We start from the raw sequence: 18916 nt of genomic DNA, 5'->3' as shown, positions 1-18916 counted from the left end.
TCAGCGTCACCATCTCCCGGCGAGGACACCGGGGCCGCTCACGGCCGCAGGAGCACCTTGATCGCGCGACGCTCATCCATCGCGGCGTACGCCTCGGCGACCTCGGACAGCGGCAGGGTCAGATCGAACACCGGGCTCGGGTCGAGTCGCCCATCGAGCACCCGCGCCAGGAGGTCGGGCAGGTAGGCCCGCACCGGAGCGACTCCACCGCGCAGTCCGACGTTGCGCCAGAACATGTGCTCCTGAGGGATGTCGGCCACATGCGGCACCCCGACCCACCCCACCGTGCCACCGGGTCGGGCGCTGCGCAGCGCCTGCACGACGGATTCCTGGGTGCCGACGCACTCCAGGACCGCATCAGCCCCGATACCGTCGGTCAGCTCCTGCACCTGAGCGATGCCGTCGTCGCCCCGATCAGCCACGATGTGCGTCGCGCCGAACCGGCGCGCGACATCCTGCCGATCGGCGTGCCTGCTCATCGCGATGATGCGCTCAGCCCCGAGGGCAGACGCCGCGAGGACGCCGGAGAGCCCCACCGCGCCATCGCCGACGACCACCGCCGTCGACCCCGGTCGCACGCCGGCGCTCACCGCCGCATGCCAGCCGGTGCACATCACGTCGGACAGCGCCAGCAGGCCGGGGATGAGCGCGTCGTCCGGGCGTGACGGCGTGACCACCAGAGTGCCATCGGCCAGCGGCACGCGGATCGCCTCGGCCTGACACCCGTCGTAGGGGCGCTTGTGCAGGCAGTTGGAGGTCATGCCTGCCCGGCACACGGCGCACGCATTGCACGAGGTCGAGAACCCGCCGATCACGAAGTCGCCGGGCTGCACCGTGACGACGTCCGCACCGACCTCCGCCACGACACCGACGTACTCGTGACCGATCGGAACCGGCCGCGGAACGTCACCGATGCCGCGATATCGCCAGAGATCCGATCCGCACACGCACGCCGCGACGGTGCGCACGATGGCGTCACCCGGCTCGAGGATGGCCGGGTCGGCTCGCTCCTCGTATCGCACGTCTCCTGGCCCATGAATCACCGCGCCGCGCATCTCTGCTCCTCTCCGCGCCGTCGGGCATGCGCCCGACGCGCACCTGTGCACCTGCTTCGTCCATGATCGCCGCGATCTCGCGAGCGGGGCGCACCTGTGCGAGCAGGCTGCCCACGGGTGTCACTCCGCGCGCTTGGCCGCGGCCAACTGCTCGGCGGCCAGGGTGGCATACAGTCCCCCCGCGGCCAACAGCTCCTGGTGCGTGCCCGACTCGACGATGCGCCCGCCCTCGACCACGTGGATGCGATCGGCGGAGACGACGGTCGACAGCCGGTGCGCGATCGACAGCGTCGTGCGCCCGCGCGACGCGGCCTCCAGCGCCTCCTGCACGATGCGTTCCGACACGGTGTCCAGCGCGCTCGTCGCCTCGTCCAGGAGCAGCACCGGCGGATCCTTCAGGAGCACGCGCGCGATGGCGATGCGCTGCTTCTCCCCGCCGGAGAGACGGTAGCCCCGCTCGCCCACGATCGTGTCGTAGCCGTCCTCGAAGCCGGCGATCACGTGGTGCACGTTGGCGGCGCGGCATGCGGCCTCGATCTCCTCGTCGGTGGCGCCGGGCTTGGCGTAGCGCAGGTTGTCGCGGATCGTCGCATGGAACAGATAGGTCTCCTGCGAGACGATGCCGATCCGATCGATCACCGACTCCCGGGTGAGCGTGCGAACGTCCGCCCCCTCGAACAGCACCCGACCCGCCGCAGCCTCGTAGAGCCGGGCAGCGAGATACAGGACGGTGGTCTTGCCCGCACCGGACGGACCGACGAAGGCGACGTGGGAACCCGGCTCCGCCACGAAAGAGACGCCGTCGAGGGTCGGTCGCGACTCCGGCGCGGCATCGGGATAGCGGAAGACGACGTCCTGGAACTCGACCTGGCCGCGCGGCCCCGGGGCCAGGGCCGCGGAGACGGCGTCGGGGGCGTCGCGGATGGCCGGCACCATGTCGAGATAGTCGAAGATGCGCGCGAAAAGAGCCCGTGAGGTCTGCAGGTCGAGCGCGACGCGCATCAGCCCGACCAGCGGCATGAGCAGGCGTGCCTGCACGGTCGTGAACGCGACGATCGTGCCGGCGGTCATGCCCCCGGTGCCCCCGGCGATCAGCAGGCCGGCGACGAGGTAGATCACCGCGGGCACGCTGGCCATCAGCACCTGCACGAGCGCCAGGAACCCCTGCCCGCTCATCGCCTGCCGCACCTGCAGCCGCACCTGATTGCGGTTCTCGCCCCGATACCGGTCGGACTCGGTCCGCTGCCGGTTGAACGACTTCGCCAGGAGGATGCCGGACACGCTCAGCGTCTCCTGCGTGATCGCGCTCAGCTCGGACAGCGACTCCTGCGTCTGCGCCGCGATGCGCGCGCGCACCTGGCCCACCCGCCGCTGCACGATCACGAGGACCGGCATCATGATCACCGCGATGACGGTGAGCCGCACATCGATCAGGATCATCGCCACGAGAGACGCCACGACCGTCACGGTGTTGCCCAGGATGCTGGTGACGGTGTTGGTGAGCACGCCGGCGACGCCGCCGACGTCGTTCTGCAGTCTGGATTGGATCTCGCCGGTGCGCGTGCGGGTGAAGAACGCCAGTTCCATCGCCTGGAGGTGGTCGAAGAGCCGCACCCGCAGATCTCCTGTGACGCTGTTGCCGACGGTGGCGGTGAGCCACGTCTGCACGAGACCCACGACGGCCGATACGAGGAACAGCGCGATCATCGTTCCGACCAGCCAGGCCAGGAGATCGAGGTGCGGCGGCCCGCCGGGGAAGAGCGCGTCGTCGAAGATGCGCTGCACGAGAAGCGGCGGGATGACGGCGACGGTCGCCCCGATCACCACGAGCAGGACGGTGACCAGGATGCGGCCGCGGTACGGCCGGAACAGCTCCACGATGCGCGGCCAGAGATTGACGATGCGGGGCGCCGCCGCGTTGCGCTTGCGCTGCGCCTGCTCGTCGACCCCGCGGAATCCTCCGCCGCGTCCTCCCCCGCCGCCCATGCTCATCCCCTCAGCGTACGACGGACGCCGGACAACGAATCGGGAATGCAGCCGCCGTCGATGCACGTTAGAGTTGAAGGCTCTGCGTTCGCGGCGTCTCTGCCTTCCGCGCCGCGTCGTCCCTCTCTTCTCGCCAGCGGTCTTTCGGTGGCGCGCTCCCGATCTTCTTCTTCCCTTGCACCGGAGGTGCCCATGTCCGCCGTCGACACCGGATCGACCCCGCCCACCGGCCCGATCGCGGCAGCCGCGTCCCCGGCCATCTCCCCCGAGCACACTCGCGTGATCTGGGTGCTCCTGGTCGCGGCATTCGTGGCGATCCTGAACGAGACCACGATGAGCATGGCGATCCCGCACCTCATCACCGACCTCGGGGTGTCGGCGCTCGGCGCGCAGTGGGTCACCTCGGCGTTCATGCTGACGATGGCGGTCGTGATCCCGATCACCGGGTTCCTGCTGCGCCGGTTCACGACCCGGCAGGTGTTCCTCGCCGCTCTGACGCTGTTCTCGGTGGGCACGGCGATCGCCGCCCTCGCGCCGAACTTCGTCTTCCTGATCATCGCCCGGGTCGTTCAGGCCTCCGGCACGGCGATCATGATGCCGCTGCTGATGACCACCCTGATGAACCTCGTCCCGCCCGCCTCGCGCGGCCGGATGATGGGGCGCGTGAGCGTGGTGATAGCTCTCGCGCCCGCGATCGGTCCCACCATGTCCGGCTTCCTGCTGGACCACTTCGGCTGGCGCGCGATCTTCGTCGTCGTCCTCCCGATCGCGCTGATCGCGCTGTTCGTCGGCTGGAAGTGGCTGACCAACGTCGGCGAGACCACCCGCGCCCCCATCGACGTGCTCTCGATCATCCTCTCGGCGATCGGGTTCGGCGGCATCGTGTTCGGGCTGAGCCACATCGGCGAAGGCGCGGAGAGCACCGCGACGACGCTCGTGGTGTCGCTCGTGGCCGGCGTCATCGGCCTCGCGCTGTTCCTCTGGCGACAGGTGGTCCTCCAGCGCGAGGACGACGCCCTGCTGGACCTGCGCGTGTTCTCCTCGCGCGGCTTCTCGCTGGCGATGGCGTACCTGTTCATGCTGTCGCTGGCGTTCTTCGGCGCGATCACGATCATCCCGCTCTATCTGCAGAACGCCCTGCTGCTCCCGGCCGCCGAGGCCGGCCTGACGATGCTGCCCGGTGCTCTGGCGATGGGTGTGCTCGGACCGATCATCGGACGGGTCTACGACAAGCACGGTCCGCGGGTGCTCTTGGTTCCCGGGTCGATCCTCGCCTCGGCGGTGCTGTGGTTCTATACGACCATCGGCGTCGGCACGTCGATCTGGACCATCCTGGTGGCCCAGACGCTGCTGTCGATCGGACTCGCGATGTCGTTCACCCCGCTGTTCACCGCGGGGATGGGAGCGCTCCCGCCGAAGTTCTACTCCTACGGCAGCGCGGTGCTCAACACTGTTCAGCAGGTGGCGGGCGCGGCGGGCATCGCCGCGCTCATCGCCACGATGTCGGCCGTCATGGCGCAGCAGCCGGACCCGGAGTCGGCCGAGGCGATCGCCGCGGGCGCGCGGGTGTCCTTCCTGATCGCCGCGATCATCGCCACCACCACGATCGTGGGGGCCTTCCTGATCCGCAAGCCGGAGGACGAGCAGTCCGGAGCGGCGGCTCCCGCAGCGCACTGACCCGGGGGTCCGCCGCGGTGCCGCCGCGGCGGACTACTCGGCGGATCCGCCGCAGCAGCCGTCCGCGCCGCAGCACGAACCAGACTGGTCGGCGATCGGGATCAGCTCGGTCGGGGCGAGGAGGTTGCTCGACGGCGTGGGGACCTGTGCGTTGCTCATCGCGCCATCGTACGCCTTTTCCGAGCGTTCGCGACCGTGACGAGCGACCGGGCGGACGGTTGCTTCCGGGGTGGAGAAACCGTGGTTTCTTCACCCCGGAAAGCCGTCCCCCGACGGCCGCTTCAACCGCGGACGGGGTTCCGCTCGCCCGCGCGAACCGCGATCGACCAGCGGTTGCCGGGCAGGGGCAGCGGGCACACGTACTGGTCTGAGAACGCGCACGGCGGCAGGTAGGCGCGGTTGAGGTCGACGGTGACGGCCTGGCCGTCCTCGAAGACGGCACCGTCTCCCACCGGGAGGAAGCGGAATCGGTAGGTCTCCGTGCCATTGGTGGCGTCGGCGAAGACCGCCGAGTATCCACCGTCGCCCCCGGTGATGGTGAGCTCGACGGGCCCCTCCGGTGTCTCCAGCGCCAAGGCGCCGGCCAGACGTGCCTGCGAGACCACCCCGTCGACGGCGGCGACGTCCACCTGCTCCCCCGCCGGCGCGGCACGGAAGACGCCGGTCACGACCCACGCCGGATCGTAGGGGTACGCCTGGATTCCGCGCAGGCTCGTGCGATGGTGCGACGCGGGGTCGAGGATGCGCAGCGCCGCGGCACCGTCTCTCTGGAAGGCCCGCAGCAGTCGGCCGTCGAACTCACGTTCCGCCCCGGCGCGGATCCGCACCTGCCCGTCGGGAGTCTCCCCCACGACGTCGGTACCGTCCGACCGCCAGCGTCCCGGCAGGCCGGCGACCGTCTGCCCGGCATCGGTGAGCCAGGCGGTCAGGTCGAGCGCTGCCGTGCCAAAGGGCGCGGAGACCGCTGCCCACCGAGCATCCTGCCAGTCGGCCCACTCCTGCTGTTCGCGCATCGCGCCACCGTCTTCCGTTTCTCGCCGATCGGCTGTCCACCGGACACCCGGTAGCCGGCGAGCGCACCCGCCGGCCGGGACGGACAGCCTTCTCGATGAGGATACGGGGCGGGACGTGCGAGGGGCCGACGCTGCCGGAGATCGTCTGCGGCAGAGCGCTGCTCTGGGCCCGCACCGTGGCCGCGCGGCGGAACCCCATTGCCGTGGCCACGCCGCCCTCCTAGGCTCGGGCTACCGGACGCCCCCGCGTCTCGGCTCCCCCGACAACCCCCCGCACACGGAGGTCGGCATGCCCATCGACAACCCCTTCTACAGCGCCGCGACCCAGGGTCCTTACGAGATGCACGCGCTGGGCCGGTTCGAGCTCGAGGACGGCGGGGTGATCCCGAACCTGGAGCTGGCGGTCTCGACCCTCGGCACCCTCAACGACGACCGCAGCAACGCCATCCTCATCCCCACGTGGTTCTCCGGCACCCACCAGACCTGGGAGCAGGTCTACATCGGCCCCGGCCGTGCCCTCGACCCGGAGAAGTACTTCATCGTCATCGTCAACCAGATCGGCAACGGCCTGTCTACCTCCCCCCACAACACCGACGATCCGTCGATCGCGATGTCACGCTTCCCGGATGTGCGCATCGGAGACGACGTGCGCGCGCAGGAGCAGCTGCTGCGCGAGGTGTTCGGCATCGAGCGGCTCGCCCTCGTCGTGGGCGGGTCGATGGGCGCCCAGCAGACCTGGGAGTGGGCGGTGCGGTTCCCGGAGAAGGTGCTGCGTGCCGCCCCGATCGCCGGCACGGCCCAGAACACACCGCACGACTTCCTGTTCACGCAGACCCTGCTGGACGCCCTCACGAGCGACCCGGGATTCGCCGACGGCGAATACTCCTCGCACACCGAAGTGGCGGACGGCCTGGCCCGGCACGCCGATATCTGGGCGGTGATGGGGCTGTCGACGGACTTCTGGAAGAGCGGCTTCTGGAAGGACGTGCCGATGCTCGACGGGGAGACGACCGACGACTTCCAGACGTTCCAGGCGGGGTTCAACCGGGCACTGTTCCAGCTCATGGACCCCAACGCGCTGCTGACGATGGGCTGGAAGTGGCAGCGCGGCGACGTCGCCCGCAATGCCGGCGGAGATCTGGCGGCGGCACTCGGCCGGGTGACGGCGAAGACCTTCGTGATGCCGATCGACCACGACATGTTCTTCCCCGTGCAGGACGCCCGGGATGAGCAGGAGCTGACGCCGGGGGCCGAGCTGCGCGTGCTCCCCTCGATCGCCGGCCACTTCGGGCTCTTCGGATTCAACCCGGAGTTCCTGGCCGCTGTCGACGCGAACCTCGCAGAGCTCCTCGCCACGGAGGTCTGAGCCGCGCCGCCGCGCCCGATCCGCGTCTCCTGTCCCGATCCGCGTCCGTTCCCCCGGCATCCGCCCGCGGATCGGGACAGGCTCCGCAGATCGGGCGCTCGCACCGGCCCCCTTGAAGGGCCGGGCGCACCTGTTCTCCTCCCGTTCTCCTTGCCCCTGTATTCTGTGCGGCACATCGGCGGCCCCTCCGGGCGCCGTCCAGGACAGCAGCGGAGGTGCGCCCATGGCGAAGACGACCAAGGCGGAGAAGGCGGCCGAAGCCGCGATCGAGGCCGCACGGGAAGCGGCGAAGGACGCCAAGAAGATCAGCAAGTCCCTGCCCCAGAAGGACGCCAAGAAGCTCCGCGCCCTTGCCGAGGAGGCGAAGGACGCCGCGAAGGTCTCGGACAAGAAGCTCGCCAAGAAGCCGAAGAAGGTCGCCCGTACCGCCGAGGAGGCTGTCGAGCGCATCGAGGACGCGATCGGCCGCGCCGGAGCGCGGGCAGCCAAGAAGAAGTCCGCACCGAAGAAGGCCGCGGACGCCGTCGCAGCCATCGCGGATGCCGAGAAGAAGGCCGCGCAGAAGAGGACCGAGAAGAAGGCCCCCGCGAAGACCCCAGAGCAGAAGAGCCCAGAGCAGAAGACTCCGGCGAAGAAGGCTCCCGCGCAGACGCCCGCTCCCGCGCAGAAGGCGTCCGCTGCGCCGTTCCCGTCGAAGAAGCGGCCGGTCTCGGCTGCTCCGGCGGGAGCGACCGATCTCGCCGCACTGACGGTCGCCCAGCTGCGCGCCCGCGCGCGCGATGAGGGCCGCAGCGGATACTCGCGCCTCAGCAAGGCGCAGCTCATCTCCCTGCTCTCGGCCTGACGCTCGCGCGCATCCGCCCCTGACCCACCCGACGCTGGAGCGACGTGCAAGAGTACCTCGACCGTTCCGACGCGGCGCCTGCGCCGCGCACGCTGATCGACATCCTGAACGACACCGCCACCCGGCACCCCGAGGCATCCGCCATCGAGGACGCCGACGGGGCCCTCAGCTACGGCGAGCTCCTCGTGCGCGTGCGACGCACCGCCGCACGCCTGCACGAGCACGGCGTGCGGCGGGGCGATCGCGTCGGCGTGCGGATGCCATCGGGCGACCGGGAACTGTACATCGCGATCCTGGGCGTGCTCGCCGCCGGCGCGGCCTACGTTCCCGTCGACGCCGACGACCCGCAGGAGCGCGCGGATCTCGTCTTCGGCGAGGCGGCGGTCGCTGGTGTCATCGGGGCGGGCGGGGCCTACGTCCCGCGCGGAGATCAGCCCGCGGGCGGGGCGGCGGGCGGCCTGTTCGCGGGGGACGACCCGCATCCGGCGTCCGCGGCGATCTTCACCGTCGATGAGCCGGCGCTCGACGACGACGCCTGGATCATCTTCACCTCCGGCTCGACCGGTGTTCCCAAGGGCGTCGCGGTGCAGCACCGTTCGGCCGCCGCCTTCGTCGATGCAGAGGCGCGGATGTTCCTGCAGCGCGATCCGCTCGGGCCCGGCGACCGCGTGCTGGCCGGGCTGTCGGTCGCGTTCGACGCGTCGTGCGAGGAGATGTGGCTGGCCTGGCGTCACGGCGCGTGCCTCGTGCCCGCACCACGGGCGCTCGTCCGCAGCGGCGAGGACCTCGGGCCGTGGCTGGTGGGCCACGGCATCACGGTCGTCTCGACGGTGCCGACGCTTGCGGCGCTCTGGCCGCAGGACGCGATCGAGAATGTGCGGCTGCTGATCTTCGGTGGGGAGGCCTGCCCGCCCGAGCTGGTGAGCCGGCTGGTGGGCGATGAGCGTGAGCTCTGGAACACCTACGGGCCCACCGAGGCGACGGTCGTGGCGTGCGGCGCCCTGCTGGACGGCACCGGCCCCGTTCGCATCGGCCTGCCGCTCGACGGCTGGGCGTTGGCGGTGGTCGACTCCGACGGCAACCGCGTGGCCGACGGCGAGGTCGGGGAGCTCATCATCGGGGGTGTCGGGCTGGCCCGCTACCTCGACCCCGCGAAGGACGCCGAGAAGTACGCGCCGATGCCGACCCTCGGCTGGGAGCGCGCCTACCGGTCCGGCGACCTGGTGCGCACCGAGCCAGCTGGCCTGCTGTTCCAGGGTCGCGCCGACGACCAGGTGAAGATCGGGGGCAGGCGCATCGAGCTCGGCGAGGTCGAGAACGCGCTGCAGAATCTGAGCTCCGTCTCCGCCGCGACGGTGGTGGTGCAGCGGTCGGAGGGCGGGGTGCCGCTGCTGGTCGGCTATGTGGTGCCCACCGAGGGCTTCGACCGCCCGGCGGCGCGCGCCGAGCTCGCGGAGACCCTGCCCGCACCGCTCATCCCGCTTCTGGCTGTGATGGACGACCTCCCGGTGCGCACCTCCGGGAAAGTCGACAAGGCGGCTCTCCCCTGGCCTCTGGTGGACTCCGACGCGGTGGACTCGACGCTCTCCGGCACCGCGGCGTGGCTTGCCGAGCAGTGGGCTGCGGTGCTCGGCACGCGCCCGGCCGATGAGGACGCCGATTTCTTCCAGCTCGGTGGCGGTTCGCTCGCTGCGGCGCAGCTGGTCTCGCGCATCCGCAGCCGCGCCCCCGAGTTCACGATGGCCGATGTCTATGACCTGCCGCGGCTCAAGCAGATGGCGGACGCCGTCGAGGACGAGGCCGACGATGACGCTGGGCCCGCGGTGTACAGCACCGCGGCGCCCACGCCGCGGATCATGCAGGTGGTGCAGTCGCTCGCCGGCATCCCGCTGTTCATCCTGAGCGGCATCCGCTGGCTGCTGTGGCTGCTGACGGCCAGCTGGATCCTGCGGCTGTTCCCCGGTTTCGAGGCGCTCCCGGCGGCTCCCCTCTGGACACTCGTCGGAGGGCTGGTCGTGTTCGCCACCCCCTTCGGGCGGATGGGGCTGTCCGCGCTCGCGGCGCGCGTGCTCCTCGCGGGCGTCACACCGGGCGACTATCCCCGCGGCGGCGGGGTGCATCTGCGCCTGTGGCTGGCCGAGCAGGTCGCCCAGCAGATCGACCCGGTCGGCCTCGCCGGGGCGCCGTGGGTGAGCTACTACGCCCGCGCCCTCGGGGCGAAGATCGGCCCCGGCGTCGACCTGCACACCCTTCCTCCGGTCACCGGGATGCTCGAGGTCGGTGCCGGCGCTGCGATCGAGCCGGAGGTCGACCTCTCCGGGTACTGGATCGACGGCGGGACCGTGCGCATCGGCGAGATCCGCATCGGTTCCGGCGCGACCGTCGGCGCACGCTCGACCCTGGCTCCGGGGACGAAGATCGGGCGCGGCGCGGAGGTGGCACCCGGCTCTGCGGTGTTCGGCCGGGTCAAGGCGGGACAGCGCTGGGCGGGCTCCCCCGCCGCGCGTGTGGGGGGCAAGAGCGCCCCTCTCGCCCCGGAGCGTCCGCCCGCGCCGCGTCGCTGGCTGTGGGCGTACGCGGCGTCGTCCACCCTGCTCGCGCTGCTGCCGGTCGTGTCGTTCGCAGTCGGGGCGCTCGTGCTCCTGCCCGCGCTGCACAGCGCAGAATCGCTCGCCGCGGCGGTGCCAGGGCTCCTGGCCCTGCTCGTGCCGGCGGTGCTGGTGGCCGGCGTGGTCTTCGCCGGGGGTGTGCTCGTGCTGGTGCGGCTGCTGTCGATCGGCCTCGTCGAGGGCGTGCACCCGGTGCGCGGCCGGGTGGCGTGGCAGGCGTGGTCGACGGAGCGATTGCTCGACTCAGCGCGCACGCTGTTGTTCCCGATCTACTCCAGTCTCTTCACCCCGGTGTGGCTGCGGATGCTCGGCGCGAAGGTCGGCCGTGACGTCGAGGCTTCGACCGTGCTGCTGATCCCCTGCATGACCACCATCGACGACGGCGCCTTCCTGGCCGACGACACGATGGTCGCCACCTATGAGCTCTCCGGCGGATGGATGCGCATCGCGCGGGCCCGCATCGGCAAGCGCGCGTTCCTCGGCAACTCCGGCCTCGCCGGTGCGGGGCACCGGGTACCGAAGAACGCGCTCGTCGCGGTGCTGTCCGTCGCCCCGGCGAAGGCGAAGGCGGGCTCGTCGTGGCTGGGGTCGCCCGCGGTGCGCTTGCGTCGCGTCGTCAACGAAGCCGACATGGAGCGCACCTACCGGCCACGCGGCGGGCTGCGCGTGGCGCGCGCCGCGTGGGAGCTGTGCCGGATCGTGCCGGTGATCGTCACGTGCGCGCTGGGCGTGGCGGTGCTCCTGACGCTGGGCATGATCGTGCAGGCCTGGGGTCTCTGGGCAGCGGTGCTGCTCTCCGGCGCCGTGCTGATGCTGGCGGGCGCGGTCGCGGCCGCGATCACCACGATCGCCAAGTGGGCGTTCGTCGGGCCGATCCGCCCGGGCGAGCACCCGCTGTGGTCGAGCTTCGTGTGGCGCACCGAGGTGTCGGACACCTTCACCGAGATGCTCGCGGCGCCCTGGTTCGCGAACGCTGCCGCTGGCACGCCCGCCCTCGCCGTGTGGCTGCGCACGCTGGGCGCCACGATCGGCCGGGGCGTCTGGACCGATAGCTACTGGCTTCCCGAGCCCGACCTCGTGACCCTCGGCGACGGCGCCACGGTGAACCGCGGATGTGTGGTTCAGACGCATCTGTTCCATGATCGAGTGATGAGCATCGACACCGTCACCCTCGAACGGGGTGCCACTCTCGGACCGCACAGCGTGATCCTGCCCGCCGCGTCTCTGGGCCAGGACTCCACGGTCGGCCCCGCTTCCCTGGTGATGCGCGGGGAGACGGTTCCGGCGGGCAGCCGGTGGAGCGGCAACCCGATCGGGCCGTGGCGCGCGGTCAAGGTGCGCCGCTACCAGACGGCGGAGGACTGAGATCCGCAGATGAACGTCGACCCCTACACCCCGCAGAGCGGCGATCCGCGCATCCGTGTCGACCACTACACGCTCGCGCTGGACTACCGCATCACCACCAACCGGCTCAGCGGCACCGCCACGATCGACGGGCATGTCCGCGAGGCGACGAACGCGATCGCCCTGGATCTGGTGGGCCTGCGTGCGACGAAGGTGTCGGCCTCCGCCGGCGGTCGCACGAGCGCGAAGACGCCGTTCCAGCAGAACGACCGCAAACTCAAGATCACTCTGCCTGCCCCCCTCTCTCCGGGTGAACCCTTCTCGGTCACGGTCGCCTACGCCGGCGCCCCCCGCCCGCGCCGCACACGGTGGGGAACCATCGGATGGGAGGAGCTGGAGGACGGGGTGATCGTCGCGTCGCAGCCCACCGGAGCTCCCACGTGGTTCCCGTGCAACGACGTGCCCAGCGACAAGGCCACTTATCGGCTGGAGATCACGACCGATCCGGGCTACACCGTGATCGCCGGTGAGCTGATCGAGAAGAGCACCGTCAAGGGGCGGCAGCGCTGGGTGTTCGACAGCGATGTGCCCACCCCCACCTACCTGGTGACGGTCCAGATCGGGCGCTACACCAAGGACACCATCCCGCTCGGATCCGCGAAGGGGAAGATCTCCTACCCCTCCGCGCTCAAGGCCAGGGTGCGAGCGGACTTCGCCGATCTGCCCCGCATGATGGCGGTCTACGAGGAGGCGTTCGGGCCCTACCCGCTGCCGGCATACCGGGTCGTGGTCACCGCGGATGACCTCGACATCCCGCTCGAGGCGCAGGGCATGGGCATCTTCGGCGGCAACCACATCGATGGCGAGGGCGGGTTGGAACGCCTCATCGCCCACGAGCTGGCGCACCAGTGGTTCGGCAACAGCGTCGGGATCGGCCGCTGGGGCGACATCTGGCTCAACGAGGGCTTCGCGTGCTATGCCGAATGGATCTGGTCGGAGCGCTCCGGCGGCCCCTCCGCCCACGCGAAAGCACATGCCCACCATGCCCGGCTCGCCGCGCTGCCGCAGAACATGATCCTCTCCGACCCCGGTCCCGCAGACATGTTCGACGATCGCATCTACAAGCGCGGAGCGCTCACGCTCCACGCGCTGCGGCTCACCGTCGGAGACGCGGCGTTCTTCGCGATCCTGCGGGAATGGACGACAACTCATCGCGGGGGCGTCGCGACGCCCGCCGACTTCCAGGCGCTCGCCGAGACCGTCAGCGGCAAACCCCTCGCTCCGCTCCTGCACGCATGGCTCGATCGTCCGGAGCTGCCGCCCCTGCCCGGCACTGTGCCATCGGTGACGGCTCCGGTGACCGAGGCGATCCTCCTGCCCGGCCGACGCCAGGCCTGACGCGCGCGCCCGTCACCGGGCTGGTCCGGACGACGGGGAGAGCACGGCGACGCTCACCACGTGAGCCAGCGGGCCGTCGGCGTGCCGGAGGGTCGCGACCGTGATCCGCCCGCTCTGGCCGGGGAGCTCGGCGTGCCATCCGCCCAACCCGGTGGATGGCACGAGCCGCACATCGGCCGGAGACACCCGCAGCCCGCGACCGTCGGCTTTCAGGGCGGCTTCGACCCTGGTCCACCCGGCGACGTCGGGCGGGGGCGCCGGGGCGAAGAGGGGCGCGAGGTCGGACATGGGCAGGCCCGGCACCCGCGTCTCGACATCGACGCCGACCGAGGCGGCATGCGCACGGTGGGCGGCCGCAGCGACCACCAGCTGTCCGGCATAGCTCACGCTCACCACCACCGGGGCGCCCACCAGTGCGGGCGCACCGTGATCTGCGCCACAGCGTGCGCAGACGGAGTCCAGGCGCATGCCGCCCAGATCTGCGCTTCCTGGCTCTGATGCGGCGATCTCGGCGGCCAGTTCGGCGATCAGCATCCGCCCGGTGGCGAAACGCGCCGCATCGGTGCCGGCGAGCGCTCGCAGCCGACGACGCTGCGCGGGTCCGAGCGAGCACACGGCGCGCGCGGCGTCTCGCGAGATGACTTCCGCCGCGGCCCACCGCACGTGCACGACCCCCACGCGCACGCCGCCGCTCCGTCCCACGCCCCGCCTCCGCTCCGCCTGGTCCGGGAGATCCCCCGCCCTGTTCCTCCGCCCGATGACCTATTCTCGCGGAGCCGTCGCGGCGCCGCGCGTCATCCTCCCGGCGTATCCGGATACATCTCGGGACCGACGACACACCGCACGCCGGCCGGGAGGCTGGAAGCATGAACGCACCAGCTGCTCCGCTCCTCCATGCCACCGGGCTCGTCAAGACGTACGGGGACCTCACCGCCCTCGCGGGCGTCGACGTGATGATCGCCCCCGGCGAGGCCGTCGCCATCATGGGCGCTTCGGGATCCGGCAAGACCACGCTGCTGCACTGTCTGGCCGCGGTGATCGCGCCCGACGCCGGATCGGTGCGGATCACCCGGCCCGGCGCGGCTCCCGTCGAGCTGGCCGGCATGGACGAGAACCAGCGTTCAGCCGTCCGCCGCACGCTGGTGGGTTTCGTCTTCCAGGACCATCTGCTGCTGCCAGAGCTCACAGCACAGGAGAACGCCGCCCTTCCCCTGCTCGTCAACGGAATGCCGCGCGGCGAGGCCGAACGCCACGCGGCCGCCTGGCTCGCGGCGCTCGGCCTCGCCGGGATGGAGCAGCGCCGCATCGGCCAGCTCTCCGGCGGCCAGGCGCAACGCGTGGCGATCGCGCGCGCGCAGGTGACCGGTGCTCCCGTGGTGTTCGCAGACGAACCGACCGGCGCCCTCGACTCCGCCACCGGGGAGGAGGTCATGACCGCCCTCCTGCACGCCACGACCGGCCAGGGCCGGAGCCTCGTCGTCGTCACGCACGATCCGGTCGTGGCCGGGCGCTGCACCCGTGTGCTGCGGATGCGCGACGGGCGGCTCGAAGCGGCTGCGGAGCTCTCGCGATGACCGCGGCGACCGCATCCGCCCCGCGCACCCTCGGCGCCGCGCAGCGGGTGCTCACGCTCACCGTGCTCCTCGCGCGTCCTTCCCGGCAGGGGCGCGCAGCCATCGTGCTGCCCGTGATCGCCTTCGCGGTCACCACCGCGCTGCTGCTGGCCGTCGCGGGAGGAACGCGGATGTTCTTCACCGTCGCGGACGGCGAGTGGGCTGGGCTGTACGAGCTGCTGAGCATGCTGGCTCTCGCGCTGCTGGCTGTTCCGGTCGCGACGCTCGGCGCCGCCGCCGCACGGCTCTCGAGCCGCCGTCGGGAGGACCGCCTGACGACACTCCGCCTGCTGGGCGCCACATCGGGCGAGGTCGCAGCACTCACGGTGATCGAAGCGGCCGCCACCGCGCTCGCGGGCGCGATGGCCGGCGTCGCGCTGTATGGCCTGCTCCTGCCGCTGATCGGCCTCCTGCCGTTCTTCGGCGGTCCGGTCGGCGTGGCAGCCGTCTGGGCCGGTTGGGCGCTGACCGGCCTGACCGTCGTCGCCGTCACGGTTCTGGCGACCGCGAGCGCTGCGGTGAGCCTGCGACGGGTGCGGCTGACGCCGCTCGGGGTGCGCCGCCGCACAGATGCGCCGCCGCGGCGTCTGCTGGCGATCGCGATCGGTGCCGCCGGCCTGGGAATCGTCGTGATGCTGGTGGGCAATCCCGGCGCGCTCATGCAGCTGACAGGTCCCGCGGTGCTGATCGTGCTGCTGGGCGGCGCGATGCTCTTGATCAACGTCATCGGCGCGCCGCTCATCGCCGCCAGAGGCCGCAGCATCGCCCGTCGCGCCGGAACCGCTGCGCGCCTGATCGCCGGGCGCGAGCTCGCCGCGCACGCCGCCACCGCCTGGCGCCGAGTGTCGGGAATCGCGGCTATCTCGTTCACCGCCGTGATCGGCGGCGCGGGCGCTGGCATCGCGGCGATGGCGGAGGACGATGCCCTGGCGATCTTCGCCGACATCCGCACCGGCGTGCTGGTGACTCTCGCCGCGGGGTTCGTCCTGCTCGCCTGCTCCGTGGGGGTGACACAGGCGGCATCCGTTCTCGAAGACCGCGACCTGGTCGTCGCGCTCGATCGCCTCGGGGTTCCCGTGGCAGAGATCCGGCGCGCGCGGCGCATGACGGTGCTCGTGCCGCTGCGCTGGGCCGCTGTGGGCGGGGCCGCCGTCGGAGTGGTCCTGGCGTTTCCCCTCGTCGGGGTCGCCGTGCTCGTCGCGCCGGTGCCGATCGCGGTGGTGGCGCTCACCTTCGCCGCCGGCTTCCTCCTCGTGCTGGGCGCCCTCGCGGCGACCCGCCCGCTGTTCAACGCGGTGCGACGCAGCTGAGCCGGGCGCCGCGGGCGGGACGCAGCATCGCCGTCGCCGTGGCCCACCCGCGGCGGGCCGCTTCATGGGCCCGCTCAGATGCGTTCGTCGGCCGCCACGATGTCGACCTCATAGACCCGGGTGCCGGGATCGGCCGGATCGTGCTGCTCCTTCGCGAGACGCACCGCTTCATCGATGCCCTCCAACAGCGTCTGGAAGCCCGCAGGTGTCAGCGACAGCGCCACACGGGTGAAGGCACCGTGCACCTCACGGTCCCGCCCGGACGTGTACTCGGGAGCCCACGCGGCCATGCGACGGACCAGCGCGTGATGCTCCTCGATGAGCGCCCCCATCACAACCCCGCCCAGGACTTCATCGGCCACCGGCGTCTGGGGATCGCCCATCGAGAACGTCCCTTCGACCTGCGTCCAGACCCGGTCCCTCCGATCGCGTGCCCGCTCGGGCGCCTCGATGATCAGGCCGGCGTCGGCGAGCGCTCGAAGGTGAAAGCTGACCTTGTTCGCCGGCTCCCCGAGCTCCGCGGCGATATCGGCGGCACGGATGAACTCGCGGCGGCGCATGAGCTGCATGATCGCGCGGCGGAGCGGGTGCGTGAAGGCCTTCAACATCGCGGCCGTCATCGGCGTGGTGGGGGTGCGCGCGGCGGTGGGGTCCGCCTCGGCGTTCGCTTCCATGCCGTCAGTCTAGACAGGGGGTATTGCGCAACTAATATTGCGCAATTGCTCTTGCGGATATAGCGTGTGGCCATGACCACCGCCTCCCTCTGGCGCCGCCCCCGCTATCTGACCTGGCTCGCCGGCGACACCGCCAAGGGGCTCGCCGCCGCCCTCACGTCCTTCGCCGTCCCGCTTCTCGCGCTCATGATCACCGGCGATCCTGCCCAAGCCGGGGTGATCGGAGCGGTCGGCATGGCCGTGAGGGTCATCGCCACGCTGGCGGGCGGGGTCCTTGCAGACCGCCGGCGTCGGCTGGTGCTGATGACGATCGGGGCCGGCGTCGGCGTCGTGCTGTCGCTCGGCTTCACGCTGCTCGCCGCGGCCGACGCCCTCACGTTCACCGCCCTCCTGACGGTGAACGCCCTGTTCGCGCTGCGCAGCGGGCTCTTCGATGTCGCGGGCGAGAGCGCCCTCAAGCAGCTCGTCCCCGATGAGGCGATCGGCCGCGCACAGGCGGCGAACCAGGGGCGCGACGCCGTCCTCCAGCTCGCCGGAGGACCCCTCGGCGGGGCATTGCTCACGCTGGGCGGCTGGGCCGTCGGTGCCGCCATGACACTCTGCCAGCTCGTGTCGGCCGTCACGGTGGGCTGGCTGGCACGCACCGAACGCCCCCCGGCGGCGCCCGGCGATGCAGAACCGCCGCGCGCCGCCCTCAGCGCACTGCGCGAGGGGTTCGTGTGGCTGTTCGCACGTCGCGACCTGCGCGGCGTGCTGCTGATCGCGACGGTCATCAACCTGGGGTTCAACGCCGCGATGAACACGATCATCTACGGCCTCCAGCAGCAGGGGCACTCTCCCGTCGCGATCGGCTGGGTGTCGCTGGGCGGGGGCCTTGCCATGCTCATCGGCGCCGCCATCGCGCCGTTCCTCGTCGCCCGGGTCTCCGCCGGGATCCTGGTGATCGCGGGGCTCGCCGCGGCGACGGCGGGAGCGGCGGCGCTGTCACTCGTCGACACACCCCTGGGCGTCGCCGCCGTGCTGGCGGCATCGGTGATCCCGCTGCCGGCGCTCAACGCGGCACTCCTGGGCTACTTCATGGTGGCGGTGCCGACGGAGCTGCTCGGGCGCGCGAACAGCGTCTCAGCGGTGCTGGGCATGGGGGCGATGCCCCTGGCTCCCCTGATCGCCGGATTCGGCTTGAGCGGGTTCGGGCGCGAGCCAACGCTCCTGGTGTGCGCGGGGCTGTGCGCTGTCTCGCTTCTGATGGCCGTCGCCAACCGCCCCCTGCGGGCCCTGCCGAGAGAGGCCGACTGGGTGGCGCATGCCCGGCGCTTCGCGGGCGCCGCGCGGTGATGAACAGCGGCGGAGCGGCCGCGGCGTCACACGCCGGCCGCGGGCGCGACTCCGCCGCTCACCCCCCAGACCGCCCGCCAGCGGTCCGCGAGGGAGTCGATGGTCTCGTGCGCGTTCAGGCCGCTCGGCTGCGGAACGACCCAGAGCGCGACACCCTCCGGCCAGCCCGGGATCCCCCCGGTTTCCTGGATGCCCATCTGCGCCCGGGGCCGGTCGAAGGCCGTGCGGAACGCCGTGATTCCGGCGATGGCCACGACCGCCGGACGCAGCTCGGCGACCCGAGCCACCAGGGCCGCACCTCCGCGGCGCAACTCATCACGCCCCAGCTCGGAAGCCTTCACGGTCGCCCGGCCCACGAGGTTCGTGATGCCGATCCCCCGGTCCACGAGCTGCGCCTCGTCCGCGGGGAGCAGTCCGGCCGACGCGTCGACCGGACGATCGAGCATCCCCGCGCGCTGCAGTGATGGCCAGAACCGATTGCCCGGATGAGCGAACGGAGCGTTGACCGCCGCGGTCCACAGCCCCGGGTTGATGCCGACGATCAACAGCCGAAGGGGATGTCCGGGGGCGGGAAGCACATCATCGATCGCCTGCGGGTCATCGCTCGCGAAACGCGCGAGCTCGTCCCGTGACGGCCGCCGCCCTCCCAGCGGCGACGGCCGACGGGGCGCGGCGGGAGTGTTGCTCGTCAT

Annotated in this window: 15 protein-coding genes; 8 read left to right on the top strand and 7 right to left on the bottom strand. The window is 71.5% G+C overall.

Annotated features, from left to right (window positions below; all coding sequences use genetic code 11):
• Positions 1-38 precede the first annotated feature (38 nt).
• Together AC3RXY_RS10065 and AC3RXY_RS10060 are read right to left on the bottom strand one after the other, a co-directional pair.
• Positions 39-1055 (bottom strand): zinc-dependent alcohol dehydrogenase family protein, encoded by a 1017-nt coding sequence (locus tag AC3RXY_RS10065; protein ID WP_491510782.1) that lies wholly within the window; start codon positions 1053-1055, stop codon positions 39-41.
• Positions 1056-1175: 120 nt separating this feature from the next.
• A complete protein-coding gene (locus AC3RXY_RS10060) occupies positions 1176-3047 on the bottom strand; it encodes an ABC transporter ATP-binding protein (RefSeq protein WP_491510781.1) in 1872 nt (623 codons plus the stop codon).
• Between the two features lie 186 nt (positions 3048-3233).
• On the opposite strand from AC3RXY_RS10060, the gene AC3RXY_RS10055 reads away from it, so the two are divergent.
• Positions 3234-4718, top strand: a complete 1485-nt coding sequence (locus tag AC3RXY_RS10055; protein ID WP_491510780.1) for a DHA2 family efflux MFS transporter permease subunit — start codon at positions 3234-3236, stop codon at positions 4716-4718.
• 33 nt (positions 4719-4751) lie between these two features.
• Here AC3RXY_RS10055 and AC3RXY_RS10050 read toward each other — a convergent pair whose 3' ends face one another.
• Both AC3RXY_RS10050 and AC3RXY_RS10045 read right to left on the bottom strand, forming a co-directional pair.
• Positions 4752-4877, bottom strand: coding sequence for a hypothetical protein (locus AC3RXY_RS10050; RefSeq protein WP_491510779.1), 126 nt, complete (start codon positions 4875-4877; stop codon positions 4752-4754).
• Positions 4878-4999: 122 nt separating this feature from the next.
• Positions 5000-5731, bottom strand: a complete 732-nt coding sequence (locus AC3RXY_RS10045; protein WP_491510778.1) for a DUF1684 domain-containing protein — start codon at positions 5729-5731, stop codon at positions 5000-5002.
• Between the two features lie 289 nt (positions 5732-6020).
• Between AC3RXY_RS10045 and AC3RXY_RS10040 the strand changes: the two genes are divergently transcribed.
• The 4 genes from AC3RXY_RS10040 to AC3RXY_RS10025 all read left to right on the top strand — a co-directional run bounded on the left by AC3RXY_RS10040 (position 6021) and on the right by AC3RXY_RS10025 (position 13292).
• The gene (locus tag AC3RXY_RS10040) at positions 6021-7097 is read left to right on the top strand and encodes an alpha/beta fold hydrolase (protein ID WP_491510777.1); all 1077 of its coding nucleotides are present in this window, start codon (positions 6021-6023) and stop codon (positions 7095-7097) included.
• Positions 7098-7320: 223 nt separating this feature from the next.
• The gene (locus tag AC3RXY_RS10035) at positions 7321-7941 is read left to right on the top strand and encodes a hypothetical protein (RefSeq protein WP_491510776.1); all 621 of its coding nucleotides are present in this window, start codon (positions 7321-7323) and stop codon (positions 7939-7941) included.
• Between the two features lie 44 nt (positions 7942-7985).
• Positions 7986-11915, top strand: a complete 3930-nt coding sequence (locus AC3RXY_RS10030; protein WP_491510775.1) for a Pls/PosA family non-ribosomal peptide synthetase — start codon at positions 7986-7988, stop codon at positions 11913-11915.
• A gap of 9 nt (positions 11916-11924) precedes the next feature.
• Positions 11925-13292: a M1 family metallopeptidase gene (locus tag AC3RXY_RS10025; RefSeq protein ID WP_491510774.1), complete on the top strand. Its 1368-nt coding sequence runs from the start codon at positions 11925-11927 to the stop codon at positions 13290-13292.
• Positions 13293-13304: 12 nt separating this feature from the next.
• Here AC3RXY_RS10025 and AC3RXY_RS10020 read toward each other — a convergent pair whose 3' ends face one another.
• Positions 13305-13994, bottom strand: coding sequence for a 4'-phosphopantetheinyl transferase family protein (locus tag AC3RXY_RS10020; protein WP_491510773.1), 690 nt, complete (start codon positions 13992-13994; stop codon positions 13305-13307).
• 164 nt (positions 13995-14158) lie between these two features.
• Here AC3RXY_RS10020 and AC3RXY_RS10015 point away from each other — a divergent pair, with 164 nt between their 5' ends.
• The gene (locus AC3RXY_RS10015) at positions 14159-14866 is read left to right on the top strand and encodes an ABC transporter ATP-binding protein (protein WP_491510772.1); all 708 of its coding nucleotides are present in this window, start codon (positions 14159-14161) and stop codon (positions 14864-14866) included.
• Positions 14863-16215: an FtsX-like permease family protein gene (locus AC3RXY_RS10010; protein WP_491510771.1), complete on the top strand. Its 1353-nt coding sequence runs from the start codon at positions 14863-14865 to the stop codon at positions 16213-16215. Before AC3RXY_RS10015 ends, AC3RXY_RS10010 begins: the two co-directional genes overlap by 4 nt.
• 74 nt (positions 16216-16289) lie before the next feature.
• Here the strand turns inward: AC3RXY_RS10010 and AC3RXY_RS10005 are convergent, their stop codons facing one another.
• The gene (locus AC3RXY_RS10005; RefSeq protein WP_491510770.1) at positions 16290-16889 is read right to left on the bottom strand and encodes a helix-turn-helix domain-containing protein; all 600 of its coding nucleotides are present in this window, start codon (positions 16887-16889) and stop codon (positions 16290-16292) included.
• Positions 16890-16961: 72 nt separating this feature from the next.
• Between AC3RXY_RS10005 and AC3RXY_RS10000 the strand changes: the two genes are divergently transcribed.
• Positions 16962-18224 carry an MFS transporter gene (locus tag AC3RXY_RS10000; protein WP_491510769.1) on the top strand — a complete coding sequence of 421 codons (1263 nt, stop codon included), beginning with the start codon at positions 16962-16964 and terminating at the stop codon, positions 18222-18224.
• A gap of 26 nt (positions 18225-18250) precedes the next feature.
• Here the strand turns inward: AC3RXY_RS10000 and AC3RXY_RS09995 are convergent, their stop codons facing one another.
• Positions 18251-18916, bottom strand: coding sequence for a mismatch-specific DNA-glycosylase (locus AC3RXY_RS09995; RefSeq protein WP_491510768.1), 666 nt, complete (start codon positions 18914-18916; stop codon positions 18251-18253).

It is taken from the genome of Microbacterium longlingense, assembly GCF_058349825.2.
Note: the sequence above shows the minus strand (reverse complement) of the source record. Positions and strands in the feature narration are given on the sequence as shown.